The 20,191-nt window shown below is 73.3% G+C and carries 16 protein-coding genes; 13 read left to right on the top strand and 3 right to left on the bottom strand.

Annotation, left to right across the window (positions count from 1 at the left end; genetic code table 11):
- Window positions 1-34: 34 nt before the first annotated feature.
- Entirely contained in the window at window positions 35-1,054 is a 1,020-nt protein-coding gene (locus BN344_RS07215; RefSeq protein WP_040337520.1) for a pirin family protein, read from the bottom strand.
- Between the two features lie 264 nt (window positions 1,055-1,318).
- On the opposite strand from BN344_RS07215, the gene BN344_RS07210 reads away from it, so the two are divergent.
- The 5 genes from BN344_RS07210 to BN344_RS07190 all read left to right on the top strand — a co-directional run bounded on the left by BN344_RS07210 (window position 1,319) and on the right by BN344_RS07190 (window position 8,646).
- Entirely contained in the window at window positions 1,319-2,932 is a 1,614-nt protein-coding gene (locus tag BN344_RS07210; protein WP_040337519.1) for a circularly permuted type 2 ATP-grasp protein, read from the top strand.
- A complete protein-coding gene (locus BN344_RS07205) occupies window positions 2,926-3,903 on the top strand; it encodes an alpha-E domain-containing protein (protein WP_040337518.1) in 978 nt (325 codons plus the stop codon). The genes BN344_RS07210 and BN344_RS07205 overlap by 7 nt, the downstream gene beginning before the upstream one ends.
- Window positions 3,900-4,790 (top strand): transglutaminase family protein, encoded by an 891-nt coding sequence (locus tag BN344_RS07200; protein WP_051515614.1) that lies wholly within the window; start codon window positions 3,900-3,902, stop codon window positions 4,788-4,790. Before BN344_RS07205 ends, BN344_RS07200 begins: the two co-directional genes overlap by 4 nt.
- 104 nt (window positions 4,791-4,894) lie before the next feature.
- Complete coding sequence (locus BN344_RS07195) at window positions 4,895-6,796, top strand: clostripain-related cysteine peptidase (RefSeq protein WP_081788408.1); 1,902 nt, start codon at window positions 4,895-4,897, stop codon at window positions 6,794-6,796.
- A 38-nt stretch (window positions 6,797-6,834) separates the two neighbouring features.
- Window positions 6,835-8,646: an ABC-F family ATP-binding cassette domain-containing protein gene (locus tag BN344_RS07190; RefSeq protein ID WP_040337516.1), complete on the top strand. Its 1,812-nt coding sequence runs from the start codon at window positions 6,835-6,837 to the stop codon at window positions 8,644-8,646.
- A gap of 93 nt (window positions 8,647-8,739) precedes the next feature.
- Here BN344_RS07190 and BN344_RS07185 read toward each other — a convergent pair whose 3' ends face one another.
- The gene (locus BN344_RS07185) at window positions 8,740-9,438 is read right to left on the bottom strand and encodes a hypothetical protein (protein ID WP_040337515.1); all 699 of its coding nucleotides are present in this window, start codon (window positions 9,436-9,438) and stop codon (window positions 8,740-8,742) included.
- Window positions 9,439-9,584: 146 nt separating this feature from the next.
- Between BN344_RS07185 and BN344_RS07180 the strand changes: the two genes are divergently transcribed.
- The 8 genes from BN344_RS07180 (at window position 9,585) to mnhG (ending at window position 18,071) form a co-directional block, all read left to right on the top strand.
- Window positions 9,585-10,778 (top strand): sensor histidine kinase, encoded by a 1,194-nt coding sequence (locus BN344_RS07180; RefSeq protein ID WP_051515613.1) that lies wholly within the window; start codon window positions 9,585-9,587, stop codon window positions 10,776-10,778.
- A complete protein-coding gene (locus BN344_RS07175; protein ID WP_040337514.1) occupies window positions 10,775-11,434 on the top strand; it encodes a response regulator in 660 nt (219 codons plus the stop codon). The genes BN344_RS07180 and BN344_RS07175 overlap by 4 nt, the downstream gene beginning before the upstream one ends.
- Window positions 11,435-11,518: 84 nt before the next feature.
- Entirely contained in the window at window positions 11,519-14,395 is a 2,877-nt protein-coding gene (locus BN344_RS07170; protein ID WP_040337513.1) for a Na+/H+ antiporter subunit A, read from the top strand.
- A complete protein-coding gene (locus BN344_RS07165) occupies window positions 14,392-14,919 on the top strand; it encodes a Na(+)/H(+) antiporter subunit C (protein WP_040337512.1) in 528 nt (175 codons plus the stop codon). The genes BN344_RS07170 and BN344_RS07165 overlap by 4 nt, the downstream gene beginning before the upstream one ends.
- Window positions 14,916-16,697, top strand: a complete 1,782-nt coding sequence (locus BN344_RS07160; RefSeq protein WP_040337511.1) for a Na+/H+ antiporter subunit D — start codon at window positions 14,916-14,918, stop codon at window positions 16,695-16,697. The genes BN344_RS07165 and BN344_RS07160 overlap by 4 nt, the downstream gene beginning before the upstream one ends.
- On the top strand, window positions 16,694-17,296 hold the full coding sequence (locus BN344_RS07155) for a Na+/H+ antiporter subunit E (protein ID WP_051515612.1): 603 nt from the start codon (window positions 16,694-16,696) through the stop codon (window positions 17,294-17,296). Before BN344_RS07160 ends, BN344_RS07155 begins: the two co-directional genes overlap by 4 nt.
- Window positions 17,293-17,634 carry a monovalent cation/H+ antiporter complex subunit F gene (locus tag BN344_RS07150; protein WP_040337510.1) on the top strand — a complete coding sequence of 114 codons (342 nt, stop codon included), beginning with the start codon at window positions 17,293-17,295 and terminating at the stop codon, window positions 17,632-17,634. The genes BN344_RS07155 and BN344_RS07150 overlap by 4 nt, the downstream gene beginning before the upstream one ends.
- Window positions 17,631-18,071, top strand: coding sequence for a monovalent cation/H(+) antiporter subunit G (gene mnhG / locus BN344_RS07145; RefSeq protein ID WP_040337509.1), 441 nt, complete (start codon window positions 17,631-17,633; stop codon window positions 18,069-18,071). Before BN344_RS07150 ends, mnhG begins: the two co-directional genes overlap by 4 nt.
- Before the next feature lie 28 nt (window positions 18,072-18,099).
- Here mnhG and leuA read toward each other — a convergent pair whose 3' ends face one another.
- Window positions 18,100-19,845: a 2-isopropylmalate synthase gene (gene leuA, locus BN344_RS07140; RefSeq protein WP_040337508.1), complete on the bottom strand. Its 1,746-nt coding sequence runs from the start codon at window positions 19,843-19,845 to the stop codon at window positions 18,100-18,102.
- Between the last annotated feature and the right edge of the window lie 346 nt (window positions 19,846-20,191).

The raw sequence follows: 20,191 nt of genomic DNA, 5'->3' as shown, positions 1-20,191 counted from the left end.
TGGCCGACGAGGGCTGAAGCCCGCTACGCCGGAGTCAGCGCGCCTCGCCGCGGACGTGGGCGTGCGGTACGGGCTCCCGGCGGCCGTACGCCGCCGGGATGGCGCCCAGCCGTCCCTTCTGGAAGTCCTCGAAGGCGTCGAGGACCTCCTGTCGGCTGTTCATCACGAACGGCCCGGCCATGGCGATCGGCTCCCGGATCGGCGCGCCGCCGAGGACGACGACGTCGAGTGCCGGCGTGCGCGACTCCTGGTGGACCGCGCCCCGGATCGTCACGGTGTCACCCGGGCCCAGCACGGCGAGCTGGCCGGTGCGGACCGGCGCCCCGTCGATCCCCACCGAGCCCGCGCCGGAGAGGACGTAGACCAGCGCGTTGAAGTCGGGTCGCCACGGCAGGTCGAGCGTCGCGCCGGGGGAGACGGTGGCGTGCACCATGGCCATCGGCGTGTACGTCGACCCGGGGCCCCGATGGACGACGGAGCGGCCGGCATCGGCTATCTCTCCGGCGATCACGCGGAGGAGCGCGCCGGCGTCGGGGCTGGCCAGCAGGACCGACTCCCGCGCGCGGAGGTCCTGGTACCGGGGCTCCACCCACTTCTGCGCCCGCGGCAGGTTCACCCACAGCTGCAGGCCGTGGAAGAGCCCGCCGCTCAGGACCAGCTGCTCCGGCGGGCGCTCGATGTGCAGGACCCCGCCGCCGGCGGTCATCCACTGGGTGTCGCCGTCGGTGATCGTGCCGCCGCCACCGTGGGAGTCGGCGTGCTCGAAGGTGCCGTCGATGATGTAGGTGACGGTCTCGAAGCCGCGGTGCGGGTGCCAGGAGGTGCCCTTCGGCTCCCCGGGCGCGTACTCCACCTCGCCCATCTGGTCCATGTGGATGAACGGGTCGAGATCGCGCAGGTCGACGCCCGCGAACGCGCGGCGGACCGGGAAGCCCTCGCCCTCGTAGCCGGAGGGCGCCGTCGTGACCGACCGCGTCCGGCGCCGGACCGTGCGCGGCTCGGGCAGCGGGACGCGCGGGAGCGCGGTGGTGTCGTCGACGGTCACGGCAGGCATGCCGGCCTCCTCGGTTGAGAGTTCAACTAGTGCCACCGTAACCGTCCCGGCCCCTGCTGTCTTCCCCGCTGGTTCCGGGGAGCGCCGCACGGGACTCGGCTCGACGGTGCCGTCGACGCCGAGGGGCGCGCACATACCGGCGGTTGTTGGCCGACGGCGCCCTGCGTCCGTGGCTCGCACGGTGACTTGTCGTGGCCTCCTGCAGGGCCCGGCGCGTGCCTGCGAGCGGTGGGGGGCAGGGGCTCCGTCAACTAGGTTCGGCTCATGGCGGACCTCTTCGACGACTACCCGCTGGGCGACCAGTGGGACGAGATGTTCGGCGAGGCCGGCCGGGCGCGACCGCCGTACGCGGGACTGTTCGCCTCGCTGCAGCCGATCGACGGCGACGAGCTCGTCGCCCGGGCCGACCTGCTCAGCCAGACCTACCGGGACGCCGGCGTCACCTTCGCGCACGCCGGCGAGGAACACCCGTTCCCGCTGGACATCGTGCCGAGGGTCATCGGCGCCGAGGAGTGGGACGTCATCGAGCGCGGCGTCGCCCAGCGGGTGCACGCACTGGAGGCCTTCCTCGCCGACGTCTACGGCGCCGGTCAGGTGTTCGCCGACCGCATCGTCCCGCGCAGCGTGGTCACCACCAGCGCGCACTTCCACCGCCAGGCGCACGGGCTGGTGCCGCCCAACGGCGTCCGGGTGCACGTGAGCGGCATCGACCTGGTCCGCGACGAGGCCGGCGACTTCCGGGTGCTCGAGGACAACCTGCGCTCCCCGTCGGGCGTCAGCTACGTGATCACCAACCGCGCGGCGATGAGCCAGGTGCTGCCCGAGCTGTTCGCCGACCACCGCATCCAGCCGGTCGACGACTACCCCAGCCGGCTGCTGGCCGCGCTCAAGGCGAGCGCCCCCTCGAACCTCGCCGACCCGACCGTCGTCGTCCTCACCCCGGGCGTCTACAACTCCGCGTACTTCGAGCACGCGCTGCTCGCCCGGCAGATGGGTGTCGAGCTGGTCGAGGGCCGCGACCTCGTCTGCGCCGGCAACCAGGTGAGCATGCGGACGACCGACGGCCAGCGCCGCGTCGACGTCATCTACCGCCGGATCGACGACGAGTTCCTCGACCCGGTGCACTTCCGGCCCGACTCGGTGATCGGCTGCGCCGGCGTCCTCAACGCCGCCCGCGCCGGCCGGGTCACCATCGCCAACGCCGTCGGCAACGGCGTCGCCGACGACAAGCTGATCTACACGTGGGTGCCCGACCTGATCCGCTACTACCTGGGGGAGGAGCCGGTGCTGCAGAACGCCGAGACGCACCGGCTCGACGACCGGGACACCGTCGAGTGGGTGCTGGACTCGCTCGACCAGCTGGTCCTCAAGCCGGTCGACGGCTCCGGCGGCAAGGGGATCGTCATCGGCCCGCGGGCCGACGAGGAGACGCTGACCGAGCTCGCCGGCAAGGTGCGGGCCCGGCCGCGCGACTGGATCGCCCAGAAGCCGATCGGCCTGTCCACCTGCCCGACCCTGATCGGCGGCCGGATCGCGCCCCGGCACGTGGACCTCCGGCCGTTCGCGGTCAACGACGGGGAGAAGGTGTGGGTGCTCCCCGGTGGGCTCACCCGCGTGGCGCTGCCCGAGGGCGAGCTGGTGGTCAACTCGAGCCAGGGCGGCGGGTCCAAGGACACCTGGGTGCTCAGCCCACCCCGGCCGGCCGGCGCCGGCGACGACGAGCCGCGCGACTCCACGACCCTCGACCTCACGCCGGTCGACCCGCCCGACGAGGTGCCGGCTCCCGATCCCGGCCCGGTCACCGACCACGCGCTCGCCCAGTCCCAGCAGCAGCAACAGCAGAAGGACCTCGCTGGTGGGGGTGGTCGCTCGTGCTGAGCCGGATCGCGGAGTCGCTGTTCTGGATCGGCCGCTACGTCGAGCGGGCCGACGACACCTCGCGGATCCTCGACGTGCACACGCAGCGCCTGGTCGAGGACCCGTGGATCGACGAGCGCCGGGCCTGCGCCAACCTGCTCGCGCTCATGGGCGCCCCGGATGCCGTCGGGGTGGAGGGGCGGGAGGAAGCGCAGCCGGAGGCGGACACCGAGCGGGTGCTGGCCGCCCTCGCGTTCGACCGCACCAGCCCGAGCTCCATCGTCGGCGCACTGTCCGCCGCCCGCGAGAATGCCCGCGGCGCCCGCGAGGTGCTGAGCGCGGAGATCTGGGAGTCGCTCAACGTCACGCACAACGCGCTCCCGCAGCAGCGCACGATGGCCCGCCGGTACGGACCGCACTCGCTGTTCCGGTTCGTCCGCGAGCGCTCGGCGATGGTGTTCGGGCTGGCGGACGCGACGATGAGCCGCGACGAGAGCTGGCTGTTCCTCATCCTCGGCCGCTCGCTCGAGCGCATCGACATGACCTCGCGGATGCTGTCCACCCGCGTGCTGGCCGGTGACGCCGCGCCGTCCTGGACCCTGGTGCTGCGCTCGACCGGCGCCTACGAGCCCTACCTGCGCACCTACCGCGGCGTCGTCGACTCCAGCCGGGCGGCGGAGTTCCTGCTGCTCGACCGGCTCTTCCCGCGGTCGGTGTTCGCCTCCCTGGTGCAGGCCGAGGCGTGCCTGGCCGAGCTCGAGCGCTCGACGGTGCGCGACGCCGCCCGGATCGGGGTCGCCGGGGAGGCCCACCGCATCGTCGGCCGGGCGCGCACGATGCTGGAGTTCATGAGCACGCCGGACCTGCTGGCGCAGCTGCCGGCCCGGCTGGAGGAGCTGCAGCGGACGTGCTCGGCGGCCAGCGCCGCGGTGACCCACCGCTTCTTCACCGAGCAGGCGCCTCAGGTGTGGGTGCCGGAGGAGGCAGGGTGACGCAGACACAGGCCCAGGCGCAGGCGACGAGCCCCCGGACGGCGACCCGGTGGCGGTTGCAGATCGTGCACCGCACCCGCTTCCACTACAGCGGGCCGGTCCGCTCCTCCTACAACGAGGCCCGGCTGACGCCGGAGAACAGCGCCCGGCAGACGACGCTGCGCTCACGGGTGGAGATCGAGCCGGCGGCCACCGCCTACGCGTACCGCGACTACTGGGGGTCGACGGTGACCGCCTTCGACCTGCACTCCCCGCACTCCGAGCTCGTGGTGACCGGCACGTCGATCGTGGAAGCCGGGCCGGACCTGGCCGCGCACGACCGGCTGGGCTGGGCGGCGCTGACCGGCCGGGAGGTGCGCGAGGAGTACGGCGAGTTCCTGAGCCCGACCCCGCTCACCGCCATCGACGACGACGTCGTCGCCGCCGCCCGGGACGCCCTCGGCGACGCACTGCCGCGCGACGCCGGGCCGCTGGTCTGCGCGTTCGTGCACGACCACATGGAGTACCTGTCGGGGTCCACCAACGTGAAGACCAACGCGATGCAGGCCTGGCGGTCGGCCAAGGGCGTCTGCCAGGACATCTCGCACGTCACCATCGGACTCCTCCGCGCACTCGGGCTGCCGGCGCGCTACGTCTCCGGCTACCTGCACCCCCGGCCGGACGGCGAGATCGGCACCGCGGTCACCGGGGAGAGCCACGCCTGGGTCGAGTGGTGGGACGGCGGCTGGAACGGCTTCGACCCGACCAACTCCGTGCCGATCGGCAGCCGGCACGTGACCCTCGGGCGGGGCCGGGACTACGGCGACGTCCCGCCGTTCAAGGGCCTGTTCTCCGGCCCCAGCAGCGAGGGGCACACCGTGACGGTGGAGGTCACCCGCCTGGCGTGAGCGGAGACACACCGGGGGCGATCCGACCCGCTGCCGCCCGCTGACCTGCCACGATGCCGCCGTGCCCCGGCCACCGCGGCGGAGGGCGGAGCGGATGAGGGTCCATGCGTCGTCGGTGGTCGGTCCTGGGTGTGACGGCGTGCGTGCTGGTGACGGCGGGGTGCACGGGCGGGTCCGGGGAACCGGGCGCCGGTGCGGTCGCCGAGGGCGAGGGCTGGACGGTGCTCGTCTACTCGATCGCCGACACCGACCTCGAGCCCTACCTGCTCGCCGACCTCGACGAGTTCGCCGAGGTGGGTTCGCAGGAGAACCTGCAGGTCGCGGCCATGGTGGACCGCGCGGAGGGCTACAGCAGCGATCCCCTGCTCGGCATCGACGACTGGGTGGGAGCCAAGTACCTGTCCATCGGGCAGGGCAGCGCCGAGGAGCTCGAGGACCTGGGCGACGTCGACACCGGCGACCCCGAGCAGCTGGCCGACTTCATCGCCCGCGGCATCGCCGACCACCCCGCCGAGCGCTACGCGCTGGTCATCAGCGACCACGGCGCCTCGTGGCCCGGCGTCGGCGGGGACGAGGGCTCGGACATGAGCACGCTCACCCTGGAGGAGCTGCACGACGGCATCGCCGACGGGCTGGAGGAGGCCGGGCTGGAGAAGCTGGACCTGCTCGGCTTCGACGCCTGCCTGATGGCCACGTACGAGACGGCGAGCGCGATGGCGCCGCTGGCCGACCGGATGATCGCCAGCCAGGAGCTGGAGCCCGGCCACGGCTGGGACTACCGCGCCTTCCAGGTGGCCGCCGACGACCCGGACGCCGACGTCGACACCCTGGGGACGGCGATCGTCGACGGGTTCGCCGCGCAGGCCGACGAGGAAGGCACCGGCGCGGACATCACCCTGTCGATGATCGACCTGAACCGGATGGCCGCCGTCGACGAGGCCCTCGCCGAGTTCAGCGACGCCCTCAGCTCGCGGGCCGCGGACATCGCCCCCGTCGTCGGCCGGGAGCGCGCCGAGGTGCTCTCCTTCGGTCGCGACCCCGACCCGGAGGTCGACACGCACATGGCCGACCTCGGCCTGCTGGCCGCGGAGATCGGCGTCGACGCGCTCGACGTCTCCGACCGGGCCGACGCGCTCATCCGGGCGATCGACGACGCCGTCCCCTACAAGGTGGCGGGGCCCGCGGCTCTGGGCGCCAGCGGGCTGTCGATCTACTTCCCGCCGACGGAGGACCTGCTGAGCCCGGACTACGCCTCGGTGGAGAGCGCGCAGGCGTGGGGCGGCTTCCTGTCCAGCTACTTCGACGCGGGCTCCTCGATCCCCGTCGACCGGCAGCCGGTCTTCGCCGGCGACGGCAGTGCGGAGGTCTTCTTCGACGAGGACGGCCTGAACTTCTTCGCCAGCTTCGATTCGGCCGCGGCCGACAACGTGGTGTGGTCGTCGATCAGCTACGGCGAGCCCGGCGACGACGGCTCGGTCACCTACTTCGGCGAGGAGCAGGCCGAGGTCGCCGAGGACGGCTCCGGTGACGTGCTGGGCATCTTCGACCTCACGGTCATGACGATCAGCGACGGCATCGACACCTCCTACGCCTACCTGACGCTGGCCTACGACGACGACGCCGAGGTCGCCACGATCGACGTCCCGCTGGCCTACTACGCGCCGGGCGAGGACGAGGAGTACCGGGACGTCACGCTGACCATCACGTTCGACCCGGAGAGCGGGGAGGTGCTCAACGAGACCTACTACGGCTACTCCGCCGCGGGCACCTACGGCGAGCTCACCGCCGACCCGGAGGGGATCATCGTGCCCAAGCTGCTGGTGGTCGCCGCGGACGGCACGCAGTCCTGGGAGCCGGCGACCGACGTCGGCCTGTACGCCGACCTGCCGAACCTGCAGTACGACTTCGAGACGCTGGAGAGCGGCACCCCGCTGCTCGTGCAGCTGACCGTCGCGGACTTCGGCGGCAACAGCGACTCGGTGTCCGCGGAGGTCGTCGTCCCCTGACGGAGGAGGCCGGGGGACTCCGGGGATACTGGGGGGTGATGAGCGCACCCCTGAACCTGGTCAACCTCGAGCGGGTGCACAAGGCGCACGGCACGACCGTGATCCTCGACGACGTCTCCCTGGGCGTCGCCGCCGGCGAACGGATCGGCGTCGTCGGGCGCAACGGCGGCGGCAAGTCCACGCTGCTGTCCCTGCTGACCGGCACCGACGAGCCCGACTCCGGACGGGTCACCCGCCGCGGCGACCTCGCCATGGGCGTCCTCGACCAGCTCGGCACGCTCCCGCCGGGGACGACGGTGCGCGACGTCGTGCTGCCGACGTCGATGTTCGCCGCCGAGCACGAGTGGGCAGCCGACCCCGCCGTGCGCAGCGTGCTCGCCGGCCTGGAGCTCGACCGGATGGGCCTGGACGCGCCCGTCGCCCCCATGTCCGGTGGCGAGCGGCGCCGCGTCGCGCTGGCCGCGCAGCTGATCCGCCCCCTGGACCTGCTGGTGCTCGACGAGCCGACCAACCACCTCGACGTCGAGGGCGTCGCCTGGCTGGCCGAGTACGTGAAGGCCCGCGCCGGCGGCATGGTGGTCGTCACCCACGACCGGTGGTTCCTCGACGAGGTCTGCACCACGACGTGGGAGGTCGCCGACGGCAGCGTGCACTCCTACGAGGGCGGCTACTCGGCGTACACCCTGGCTCGGGCGGAGCGGGCCCGGATCTCGGCGGTCACCGAGGAGCGCCGGATGAACCTGGTGCGCAAGGAGCTGGCCTGGCTGCGGCGTGGCCCGCCGGCCCGCACCAGCAAGCCGAAGTTCCGCATCGAGGCCGCGCAGGCGCTCATCGCCGACGAGCCGCCGGCCCGCGACTCGATGGCGCTCAAGGGCTTCGCCGCCAAGCGGCTCGGCAAGACGGTCTACGACGTCGAGGACGTCTCCTACGCCGTCCCCACCGACGACGGGCCGCGCACGCTCTTCAAGGACCTGACCTGGAACGTGGGGCCCGGCGACCGGATCGGCATCGTCGGCGTGAACGGCGCGGGCAAGACCTCGCTGCTCAAGCTGCTCGTGGGCGAGACGCAGCCGGACTCCGGCCGCATCGTCGTCGGGCAGACCGTGGCACCGGCCTACCTGTCGCAGCACGTCACCGAACTGCCGCCGAAGGCCCGGGTGCTCGAGGCGGTGCAGGACGTCGCCCGCATCGCGCGGATCGGCAACCAGGAGATCTCCGCCTCGACCCTGGCCGAGCGGTTCGGGTTCGCCGCCAACCGGCAGTGGACGCCGGTCGGTGACCTCTCCGGCGGCGAGCGGCGGCGGCTGCAACTGCTGCGGCTGCTCATGGCCGAGCCGAACGTGCTGGTGCTCGACGAGCCGACCAACGACCTCGACATCGACACCCTGACCGCGCTGGAGGACCTGCTCGACTCGTTCCCCGGCACCGTGCTGGTGGTCAGCCACGACCGGTACTTCGTCGACCGGGTGTGCGACAAGGTGGTGGCGCTGCTCGGCGACGGCACGCTCGCCGAGCTGCCCGGCGGGGTGGACGAGTACCTGCGGCGCCGGGCGGCCGGGGGAGCCCCGCTGACGACGGCGTCCGGGGGCGGCTCGTCGAGCGGCTCGGCGGCGAGCCGGCCGGCGGCCTCGGCGGGCGACGCCCGCGCGGCGAGGAAGGAGGCGGCCAAGCTGGAGCGGCGGATGCTCAAGCTGGACGCCGACGAGAAGAAGCTGCACGAGCAGCTGGCCGCGGCTGCGACCGACTACGCGAAGTCCGCCGAGCTCGACGCGAAGCTCAAGGAGCTGCAGGCGGAGAAGACCGAGGTCGAGGAGGCCTGGCTGGCCGCCTCCGAGCTCGCCGAGGGCTGACCGGGCTCTCCGCGACAAGTACCTGCACGCACAGTCGGCCTCTGCCCACCAGGGTGGGCAGAGGCCAACTGTGCGGACGAGGTGTCCCTGGGGTCAGACGGCGGACTCGATCCGGCTGCGCTGGATCATCCGCAGGCCGACCGCGAACGCCGGAACGGCACCGACGAGGGCGTAGGCGCCGAACAGAACCGGGCTGAAGGGCGTCGCCATCGAGACGACCAGGGACGCGACGCACGGTGCGACCAGCCACCAGCTGATCACGCCGGCCCGCGCCAGGCCCGAGTAGCCGATCACCGGGCCGAGCAGCCCGAAGAGGGTGAGCGTGCCGGCGACGGCGACCCCCACGGAGCCGTTCACGGTCTCGAACAGCGCCACGGCTGTGGCCTGGTCGAGCTCACTGCCGATCGCGCCGGTCCAGTAGTCGAACTGCACCATGCCGGTGACGGTCACCAGGCCGATCGCCGAGAGGAGCGCACCCACGATCGTGGTGGTGCTCCCGCGGCGACCGCGGACCAGCGCCGGTGCGGCCAGCCAGGCCAGGGCCAGCGCCAGGTTCCCGTAGTGCAGGAGCATGGCCGAGAGCGTGGTGCGGCCCTCGTCGCGGGCCAGCGAGGTGATGTAGTCGGCGTCGGACATCGAGTCGGCCGGGGGCGAGACGGCCATGCCGGCGACGTAGAGCAGCGAGCCGGCGATCAGCGCGCCGCCGGCCAGCGGCAGGAGGCGGGCGCCGGCGGAGCGGGCGGGCCGCTCGGCGGGAGTCGTGGGGGCGGGGGTAGCGAGGTGCGTCGTCATGGCTCGAAAAGCTAGGGACGGCGGGGGTGCCGGCGCGTCCGCCGGAACGCACCGACCTGGGTCCACCTTGCGGGGGAACGCGCCGGGCCGTCGTTCGGCCGCACGGGGGACGCCGGAAGCTCCGCGCGGCCTCTAGCGTCCTCGTCGTGCCTCTCTGGACCGCCTCGACGCCGGCGCGCCGCCGCCTGCTGTGGCCGGCGGTCGGCCTGGCGATCGCCGCACTGTCGGTCGTGGAGAACCTGACCGACGAGTTCTACGGTTACCCGCTGGTCACCGTCGTCCCCGCGCTGGTCGTGGGCCTGCTCCTGGCCGTCTGCCCGCGCTGGCCGGAGGCCGCCGCCGTGGCCGGCTCGCTGGCCATCCTCGGCAACTTCGCCATGGACACCCCCGGTCCCGGTGGCGCCCAGCTGGTCGGCATGGGCCTCTTGGTGGGGCACGCCGCGGCCGTGCTCCCGCGGGCTGCCGGAGTGCGGGCGGCCGTCGCCAGCTCGGCGGTCGTGCTGGTCACCGGGTCCCTGTTCTCGGTGTCACCGTGGGAGGGCGTCTTCTACTCCGTGGTCACCGGCGCCGGCTGGGCCGTGGGCACGCTGGTCCGCCAGGTGCAGCAGCGCTCCGCCGAGCTGCAGGTGCTCGCGGCCCGGCTGGCCGAGCAGCAGGACGCCGTGGCCGCGGCCGCGGTCACCGCCGAGCGGGCCCGCATCGCCCGCGAGGTCCATGACTCGGTGGCGCACGCGGTGAGCGTGATGGTCCTGCAGATGGGCGGGCTGCGCCGGCTGCTGCCCGACCACCCGGAGGCCCAGCAGGTGCTGCTGGACCTCGAGCGGCTGGGCCGCGACTCGGTCGACGAGATGCGCCGGGTGGTCGGCATCCTGCGCGACGGCGCCGACGGCACCCCGGCGCCGCAGCCCTCGCTGAGCCGGCTCGAGCCGATGCTGGCCGATCTCCGTGCCGGCGGCATGCCGATCGAGCTCGTGGTCACCGGCCGCCCGCGCGAGCTGCCCCAGCTCGTGGACGTGTCCGCGGTGCGGATCGTGCAGGAGGCGCTGTCCAACGTGCTCCGGCACGCCGGGGCGGCGGCGACCCGCGTCGAACTGGCCTGGGCGGCCGACCGGCTGACCGTGACGGTCACCGACGACGGCCGGGCCCGCGTCCCCTCGCCGCCCCGGGCCCCGTCGGTCGGCGGGCACGGTCAGCTGCACATGCGCGAGCGCGCCGCCGTCGCCGGCGGGCGGCTCGACGTCGGGCCGGTGCGCGGGGGCGGCTACCGCGTCTGCGCCGACTTCCCCCTCCCGCGGTCGGCGCCCGGCGCGGCCGCACCGGTGCGGGAGGTGACCGCGTGATCCGCGTCGTGCTCGTCGACGACCAGGCGATGGTCCGCACCGGCCTGCGCATGGTGCTCTCCGCCGAGAGCGACATCGAGGTGGTCGGCGAGGCCGCCGACGGCGCCACCGGTGTCCGCGTCGTCACCGAGCTGCGGCCCGACGTCGTCCTCCTCGACGTGCGCATGCCCGAGATGGACGGGCTCGAGGCCGCCCGGCGGATCCTCGCCGCCGACGTGCCCACGCGCGTCGTCGTCCTCACCACCTTCGACGAGGACGAGTACGTGGCCGCCGCCCTGCGCGCCGGGGTGAGCGGCTTCCTGCTCAAGGTCGCGCCGCCCGAGGACCTGGTCGCCGCCGTGCGCACGGTCGCGGCGGGACACGGCCTGCTCGATCCGGCGCTCACGCTGCGGGTCATCGAGGGCTACGCCGCCGCACCTGCGCCCGACCCGGCCCGCGCCGCCGCCCTGGCCGCGCTCACCGAGCGGGAGGTCGACGTCCTCTCGCTGGTCGCCCGCGGGCTGTCCAACGCCGAGATCGCCGCCCGGCTGTACCTGGGCGAGGCGACGGTGAAGACCCACGTCAGCCGGATCCTGCTCAAACTGGGTCTCCGCGACCGCGTGCAGGCCGTCGCCTTCGCCTACGAGAGCGGCCTGGTCACCCCGGGCGGAGGCTGAGAAGGCCCGGGTAACCTGGGGAGCACCGCCGGTGTCTCCCCGACGTCTGTGGTCCCCCGAGCCCCTCGAGACTCCCGGAGACCCGTGCTCGCACTGCTGCTCCTCCACCTGGTCGCCGCGACGGCCGCACCGCTGCTGGTGCGTTGGTGGGGACGGCAGGCTTTCCTCGTGCTGGCCCTCGTGCCGGGCGGCGGGTTCGTCTGGACCATGGCGCAGCTCGGCACGATCACCGACGGCGGCGAGGTCCGGGAGACGACGCCGTGGGTGCCCGCGCTCGACCTCGAGATCGCGCTGCGGCTCGATGCGCTCTCCCTGACGCTGGCCGCGCTGGTCACCGGCGTCGGCGCGCTGGTGCTGCTCTACTGCGCCCGGTACTTCGAGCCCGCCGACGAGGACACCGCCCGCTTCGCCGGCGTCCTGACCGCCTTCGCCGGCTCCATGCTCGGCCTGGTCCTGGCCGACGACCTGCTCCTGCTCTACGTGTTCTGGGAACTGACCACGATCTTCTCCTACCTGCTGATCGGTGGCTCCGGTACGCGGCTGGCGGCCCGGCGGGCGGCCAGCCAGGCGCTGATCCTCACCACCGCCGGCGGGCTGGCGATGCTGGTCGGGCTGATCATGATCGGCGAGACCAGCGGCAGCTACCTGCTGTCCGAGGTGGTCGCGAACCCCGGCGAGGGTCCGTTCCTGATCGCCGGCACCGCGCTGGTGCTGATCGGGGCGATCACCAAGTCGGCGATGGTGCCGTTCCACTTCTGGCTGCCCGCGGCCATGGAGGCGCCGACGCCGGTCAGCGCCTACCTGCACGCCGCGGCCATGGTGAAGGCCGGCATCTACCTGGTGGCCCGGCTCGCCCCCGGCTACGCCGACGTGCCCGGCTGGCGGCCGATCGTGCTCGGGCTGGGCCTGGCGACCATGCTCGTCGGCGGCTACCGCGCGGTCCGCCAGAACGACCTCAAGCTGCTGCTGGCGTTCGGCACCGTCAGCCAGCTCGGGTTCCTCATGGTCCTGGTCGGCGCCGGGTCCCAGGAGATGGCCGCCGCCGGCCTTGCGATGGTCGTCGCGCACGCGCTGTTCAAGTCCACGCTGTTCCTCACCGTCGGCGTCATCGACCACGCCACCGGCACCCGGGACCTGCGGGTGCTCTCGGGGCTGGGCCGCCGGCTGCCGGTGCTCGCCGTCGTCGGCGGGCTGGCCGGGGCCTCGATGGCCGGCGTGCCCCCGCTGCTCGGCTTCGTCGGCAAGGAGGCGGCGTTCACCGCGCTCCTGGACGGCGGGCTGCCCGACCGCACGACCGCGCTGTTCGAGCTGGCCGGACTGGTGCTCGGCTCGGTGATCACCGCCGCCTACACGTTCCGGTTCCTGTGGGGTGCCTTCGCCCGCAAGCCCGGCTGCGAGGACACCGAGCTGGCCCACCCGCCGGCGCCGCTGTTCCTCGCCGCCCCGGCCGTGCTGGCGCTCGCGAGCCTGGTCCTCGGCCCGGCCAGCCCGCTGCTCGAGCCGCTGGCGGCCGGCTACGCCGACGACCTGGCCCTGATCGCGCCCGAGGCCGAGAAGCTCGCGCTCTGGCACGGGCTGCAGCCGGCTCTCGCGCTCTCGGCGATCACCCTGCTCGGCGGCTACGCGATCTTCGCGTTCCGCGCCCGCGTCAACCGGTTCCAGCGGCGGGTGGCGGTGCACGCCTCCGCGGACGAGGGCTACTGGAACATCCTCCAGGGCCTGGACCGCGTCGCCGTGCTCGTCACCGGCACCACGCAGCGCGGCTCGCTGCCGGCCTACCTCGGCACGATCCTGGTGGTCGTCCTCGCACTTCCGGGCACCATCCTGGTCTTCCGCGCCCCCTGGCCGGACGAGTGGCGCGCCTGGGACAGCCCGATCCAGGCCCTGGTCGGGGCCGTGGTCCTGATCGCCGCCGTGCTCGCCCTGCGCATCCGCCAGCGGTTGTCCGCCGTGCTGGTCGTCGGCGTGACCGGTTACGGGCTCGCCGTGCTGTTCGCCCTCCAGGGCGCTCCCGACCTCGCCCTCACCCAGTTCCTCGTCGAGACGCTCACCCTCGTCGTCTTCGTGCTGGTCCTGCGCAAGCTGCCCAAGGACATCACCGACCGGCACCGGCCGCGGGAGCGGGCGGGCCGGGGGGTGATCGCGGTCGCGGTCGGCGCGCTGATGGCGGCCGCCGGCGCGGTGGCGATGAGTGTGCGCACCGCCACGCCGGTGTCGGTCGCCTACCCGGAGGCGGCCTACGACTTCGGTGGCGGCCAGAACATCGTCAACGTGACGCTGGTCGACATCCGCGCCTGGGACACCCTGGGCGAGATCTCGCTGGTGGTCGTCGCCGCCACCGGGGTCGCGAGCCTGGTCTTCCTGCGCAAGCGGACCGGCGCGGTGGACCGGCTGGACCCGGTCGCGCTGGCCCGCCAGGAGCGCTCCGCCCGCCGGGCCCCGCGCGGGCAGTGGCTCTCCGCCACGGCCGCCCTGGAACCCGAGCGCCGGTCGGTGATCCTCGAGGTGATCACCCGGGTCCTCTTCCACACCATCCTGGTGTTCTCGATCTTCCTGCTGTTCAGCGGCCACAACGAGCCCGGCGGTGGCTTCGCCGGCGGTCTGGTCGCCGGCCTGGCGCTGGTGCTCCGATACCTGGCGGGCGGCCGCTACGAGCTCGGTGAGGCGGCGCCGGTCGATCCCGGCCTGCTCCTCGGGGTCGGGCTGCTGTTCGCGGGCGGCACCGGTGCCGTGGGCCTGATGCTGGGGGCCGAGGTGCTGCAGACGGCCATCCTGGAGAGCACCTTCCCGGTTCTCGGCGACGTGAAGCTGGTGACGTCGCTGTTCTTCGACATCGGCGTCTACCTGATCGTCGTGGGGCTGGTGCTCGACATCCTCCGCAGCCTGGGTGCCGAGCTGGACCGCCAGGCCGACGAGGACGACCCCGTCGACGTCCAACCCGGAGAGGTGATCGCCCGATGACCCCCACCGTGGTCCTGCCGGTGATCATCGGCGGCCTGTACGCGGCCGGGGTCTACCTGCTGCTCGACCGCAGCCTCACCCGCGTGCTCCTGGGCTTCCTGCTCCTGGGCAACGCCACCAACCTGCTGCTGCTGGCCTCGGGCGGACCGACCGGGCTGGCGCCGATCCTGGGGTACGCCGAGCCGGAGGAGATGAGCGACCCGCTCCCGCAGGCACTGATCCTCACCGCCATCGTGATCACCTTCGGGATCGCCGCCTTCCTGCTGGCGCTGATCTACCGGTCGTGGCGCCTGGTGCGGCAGGAAGTGGTCGGCGTGGACGAGGAGGACCGCCGGATCGCCCGCCGGTCGTCCACCGACGCCGACGAGATCGACCCGGACGACCTGGCGCCGGAGGACCGGCCCGCCATGCACGCCGACACCCTGTCGGAGGACCAGGAAGTGGAGCGGGCACTGGCACGGGACTACGCGGGCATCCCCTCGGACGACGTCGACCTGCCCCCGACGCGGCGGGGCGACCGATGATCAGCGTCCTCACCCCGCTGCCGGTGCTGCTGCCGCTGCTCGGCGCCGCGGCCGCGCTCCTCGTCGGCGGTCGCCATCCCGGGACGCAGCGGGTGCTCAGCATCCTGGTGCTGAGCGCGGTGCTCGCCGTGTCGGTCGCGCTGCTCGTCCTCGCCGACTCCGACGGGGCGGCCGCCGTCTCGGTGGGCGGCTGGCCGGTCCCGCTGGGGATCGTGCTGGTCGTCGACCGGCTGTCCGCGCTCATGCTCGTCGTGGCCGCGACGGTGGCGTTGGGGGTGCTGGTCTTCGCGGTCGGGCAGGGCGCCGCCGACGGCGACGAGGAGACGCCGATCTCGATCTTCCACCCGACGTTCCTGGTGCTCATCGCCGGCGTGGCCAACGCCTTCCTGGCCGGCGACCTGTTCAACCTCTACGTCGGCTTCGAGATCCTGCTGACCGCGAGCTACGTGCTGCTGACCCTCGGCGGCTCCGCGCCCCGGATCCGCGCGGGCATCACCTACATCGTCGTGAGCCTGCTCAGCTCGCTGCTGTTCCTGGCGGCGATCGCGCTGGTGTACGGGGCGACCGGCACGGTGAACCTGGCCCAGCTGGCCGTCCGCCTCCAGGAGCTCCCGGACGGCACCCAGCTGCTGCTGCAGTCGATGCTGCTGATCGCGTTCTGCATCAAGGCGGCGGTCTTCCCGCTCTCGGCCTGGCTGCCCGACAGCTACCCGACCGCGCCGGCCCCGGTCACCGCGGTGTTCGCCGGCCTGCTGACCAAGGTCGGCGTCTACGCGGTCATCCGCACCCAGACCCTGCTGTTCCCGGGCGGCGCGCTCGACCACGTGCTCATGTGGGCCGCGCTGGCGACGATGGTCGTGGGCATCCTCGGCGCCGTGGCGCAGACCGACATCCGCCGGATCCTGTCCTTCACGCTGGTCAGCCACATCGGCTACATGATCTTCGGCATCTCGCTGGCCTCCCAGGCGGGGCTGGCGGGAGCGATCTTCTACGTCGTCCACCACATCGCGATCCAGACGACGCTCTTCCTCGTCGCCGGGCTCGTCGAACGGCAGGGCGGCTCCACCTCGGTCGACCGGCTCGGCGGGCTCGCCCTGGCGTCACCGGTGCTGGCGATCCTCTACTTCGTCCCGGCGATGAACCTCGCCGGCATCCCGCCGTTCTCCGGGTTCATCGGCAAGCTCGGACTGCTGGAGGCCGGGGTCGCCGACGGCGGGTGGCTGCCGATCGTGCTGGTGGCGGGCGGGGCCGTGACGAGCCTGCTGACCCTGCTGGCCATCTCCCGGGTGTGGAACCGCGCCTTCTGGCGGCCGCCGGCGCAGGCGCCCGAGGGCGACACCTCGGACGCGGCCGCGGCGGATGCCGGCCCCGAGATCAAGCCGGCGGCGGTGGCCGCCGACGCGCCGGGTGCGGCGGGCACGGACGACGTCGACCCGGGTTCCGGTGGGGACCCCGCGGAGGACCTGGTCGGGGCGTCCACGGCGTCCGGTGGCCGCCAGGCCGCCCGGCGGGCCGCCTGGGTGCGGCACGCGGCCGTGGCCACCGCGTCCACCCCCGCGACCGACGGTCTCGGCGGGGAGGTGGAGCAGGGGCGGGCGCGGCCGTTGCAGCCCCTGCCCCGGGTGATGGTCGGGGCGACGGCGGCGATGGTCGTCGTGACCGTGGGGCTCACCGCCGTGGCCGGTCCGCTCTACGCGGTGGCCGACCGGGCCGCCGGGGACCTGCTCGACCGCACGCCCTACATCACCGCGGTCTTCGGCACGGAGGACCCGCAGTGAGCGCCGAGGTCGGCCCCGAGGCCGGTCAGGACACCCGGCACCGGCTGCGGCACCAGTTGCCGTTGCTGCTGTGGCTGGTCCTGGTCTGGAACCTGCTGTGGGGCACGTGGTCGTGGGCCAACCTGATCGGCGGTGTCGTCGTCGCACTGGGCGTCACGCTGCTGCTGCCCCTGCCGCCCGTCGTCGGCGGTTCCCGCCTGCGCCCCGTGGCCCTGATGCGCTTCGTGGGGCACTTCGTGGTCGACCTGATCAGCTCCGGCGCGCTGGTGGCCTGGCAGACCGTGCGACCCGCGGGCATCGACCGCAGCGCGATCATCACCGTGGAGTTGCGCACCGACTCGGACCTGCTGCTGACCATCCTGTCCGAGTCGCTGACGCTGGTGCCCGGGTCGATGGTCATCGACCTGGACCGGGAGCGCCGCATGCTCGCGCTGCACATCCTGCACGTGCGGGACGAGAGCGACGTGGAGCGCCAGCGCGAGTCGGTGCTGGCGGAGGAGGAGCGCGTGGTGCGGGCGTTCGGTTCGCCGGAGGAGATCGCGGCCCTGGACATCCCGCCGGGGACGACGATCTCCGGCGAGGGGAGGAGGACGCCGTGACCGTCGTCTACTGGCTGGCCTACGGGCTGCTCGGGGTGGGCGCCCTGCTCGCGCTGGTCCGCCTCGGTCTGGGGCCGTCCCTGCTCGACCGCGTGGTCGCCACCGACACGCTGCTGGTGATCATCGCCGCCGGGCTCGCCGTCCACGCCGGGCTGCAGCGGGACCCGACGGTCGTGCCGGTGCTCGTGGTGGTCTCCCTGCTGGCCTTCGTCGGCTCGGTGTCGGTGGCCCGGTACATCGGCGGCATGCTCATCACGTCCACCGGTGACGGCCAGGACGTCGGGCTGCCCGAGGCCGCCGAGGAGCGCATCGCCCGGAGCGCGGAGGTGGACCGGTGAACGACGTGCAGTCGGTGACCGACGTCGTCGCCGTCGTCCTGCTGCTGCTGGGCGCGTTCCTGTGCCTCACCGCGGGGCTGGGGCTGGTGCGCTTCCCCGACGTCCTGACCCGGATGCACGCCGGCACCAAGCCGCAGGTGCTCGGCGTCCTGCTGATCATGGTGGGTGCGGCGTTCCGCCTGCAGGGGTGGTCGGCGACGTGGATGCTGCTGCTGGTGGCGGTCTTCCAGATGCTCACGGCACCGGTGAGCGCCCACATGATCAGCCGGGTGGCCTACCGCCGGCGGCACGTGCGCCGCGACCGGCTGTTCGTGGACGAACTGCGCCCCGAGAGCCGCCCGGACCAGGTGTACCGCGGCGACGAACCGGCGGACGCGCCGCCCGAGGCACCGGGCCGGGCGCTGGTGCAGAGCAAGCGGGAGGACGAGGCGCGCTGAGCCGGCGCGCCCCGTCCTCCCCGCCGGTTCAGCGCTGGGCGCGGTTGACCGCGGACACGACCGCGCGGAGGGACGCGGTCACGATGTTGGCGTCGATACCCACGCCCCACAGCACCCGGTCGCCGACGGCGCACTCGACGTAGGCCGCGGCGCGCGCGTCACCACCGGCGGACAGGGCGTGCTCGGCGTAGTCGAGCACGCGGACGTCCACGCCGACGGAGTGCATGGCGTCGACGAACGCGGCGATCGGGCCGTTGCCCCGCCCCTGCAGGGTCACCGGGACGCCGCCGTCGACCAGGTCCACGGCGATCTCGTCGTGCTGCTCGCCGTTGGCGGTGTGCCGGTGGCCGGCCAGTCCGAACCGGCCCCACGGGGCGTCCGGGTCGGGCAGGTACTCGCTGGAGAACGCGGCCCACATCTGGGCGGCGGTCACCTCGCCGCCCTCGTCGTCGGTGTGCCGCTGGATGACGGCGCTGAACTCGATCTGCAGCCGGCGAGGCAGGTCGAGGTGGTTCTCGGTCTTCATGATGTAGGCGACGCCGCCCTTGCCGGACTGGCTGTTCACCCGGATGACGGCCTCGTAGCTGCGACCGACGTCCTTGGGGTCGATGGGCAGGTAGGGCACGGCCCAGGCCTGCTGCTCGACGGGGATCCCGGCGGCGCGCGCGTCGGCCTCCAGCGCCTTGAACCCCTTGTTGATCGCGTCCTGGTGGGAGCCCGAGAACGCGGTGTAGACCAGGTCGCCGCCGTAGGGGTGCCGCTCGTGCACGCCGAGCTGGTTGCAGTACTCGACGGTGCGGCGGATCTCGTCGATGTCGGTGAAGTCGATCTGCGGGTCGATGCCCTGGCTGAACAGGTTCAGGCCCAGGGTGACCAGGTCGACGTTGCCGGTGCGCTCGCCGTTGCCGAACAGGCAGCCCTCGATGCGGTCGGCGCCGGCGCGGTAGCCCAGCTCGGCGGCGGCGACGGCGGTGCCGCGGTCGTTGTGCGGGTGCAGGGACAGGACGACGGAGTCGCGCCGGCCCAGGTTGCGGTGCATCCACTCGATCTGGTCGGCGTAGACGGTCGGCTCGGCCATCTCGACGGTCGCCGGCAGGTTGAGGATCGTGGGCCGGTCGGGGGTCGGCTCCCAGACGTCGGTGACGGCGTCGCAGATCTCGACGGCGAACTCGAGCTCGGTGCCGGTGAACGACTCGGGGGAGTACTCGAAGCGGATCTCGGTGTCGCCCATCTGCTCGGCGAACTTCCGGACGACCTGCGCCCCGTGCACGGCGATGTCGACGATGCCGGCGCGGTCGGAGTCGAACACGACCCGGCGCTGCAGGGTGCTCGTCGAGTTGTAGAGGTGGACGATCGCCTGCCGTGCCCCGCGCAGCGACTCGTAGGTGCGCTCGATCAGCTCGTCGCGGGCCTGGGTGAGCACCTGGATCGTGACGTCGTCGGGTACCAGGTCGTCCTCGATGAGCTGGCGGACGAAGTCGAAGTCGGTCTGGCTGGCCGCCGGGAAGCCGACCTCGATCTCCTTGTAGCCCATGCGGACCAGCAGCTCGAACATGCGGCGCTTGCGGTCGGGCGTCATCGGGTCGATCAGCGCCTGGTTGCCGTCGCGCAGGTCGACGGCGCACCAGCGCGGGGCCTGGGTGGTGACGGTGTCGGGCCAGGTGCGGTCGGGCAGGACGACCGGCGTGAACGGCGCGTAGCGGTGGATCGGCATCCGCGAGGGCTGCTGCGGATGGCGCACGTGGGGATGCTCGCTGTGCGGGGTCGTGCTCATGGGAGGGCTCCTCTGGCGCGGGCTGGACTCAGCTCCGGTGGGGCGGTCAGCAGGCGCCGGGAACGCACTCGATCACGGCAGATCACCGCGGCGAGGGGGCCGACCTAGGAGAGGGCCTCGCCGCGGCGGATAAGCAGGAGGCTGCCGCGCACGGAGCCACGGTAGCAGCGCCAGGGGGACGGGCGCAGGCGTGCGCTCGTCCGCGTCGCGGAGCCGGCGTCGCGGGCCCCGCCTGTCCGAACCGCGGGATGCTGTCTAGCGTCGGAGCCATGCGATCGATCCGACCTGCCCGTGACCGTCGCCCGTCCCGCCAGGAGCGCCGCCCCTCGAGGCAGGCGTCACCGGC

It is taken from the genome of Candidatus Blastococcus massiliensis AP3, from assembly GCF_000582785.1.
Classification (GTDB): domain Bacteria; phylum Actinomycetota; class Actinomycetes; order Mycobacteriales; family Geodermatophilaceae; genus Blastococcus; species Blastococcus massiliensis.
Note: the sequence above shows the minus strand (reverse complement) of the source record. Positions and strands in the feature narration are given on the sequence as shown.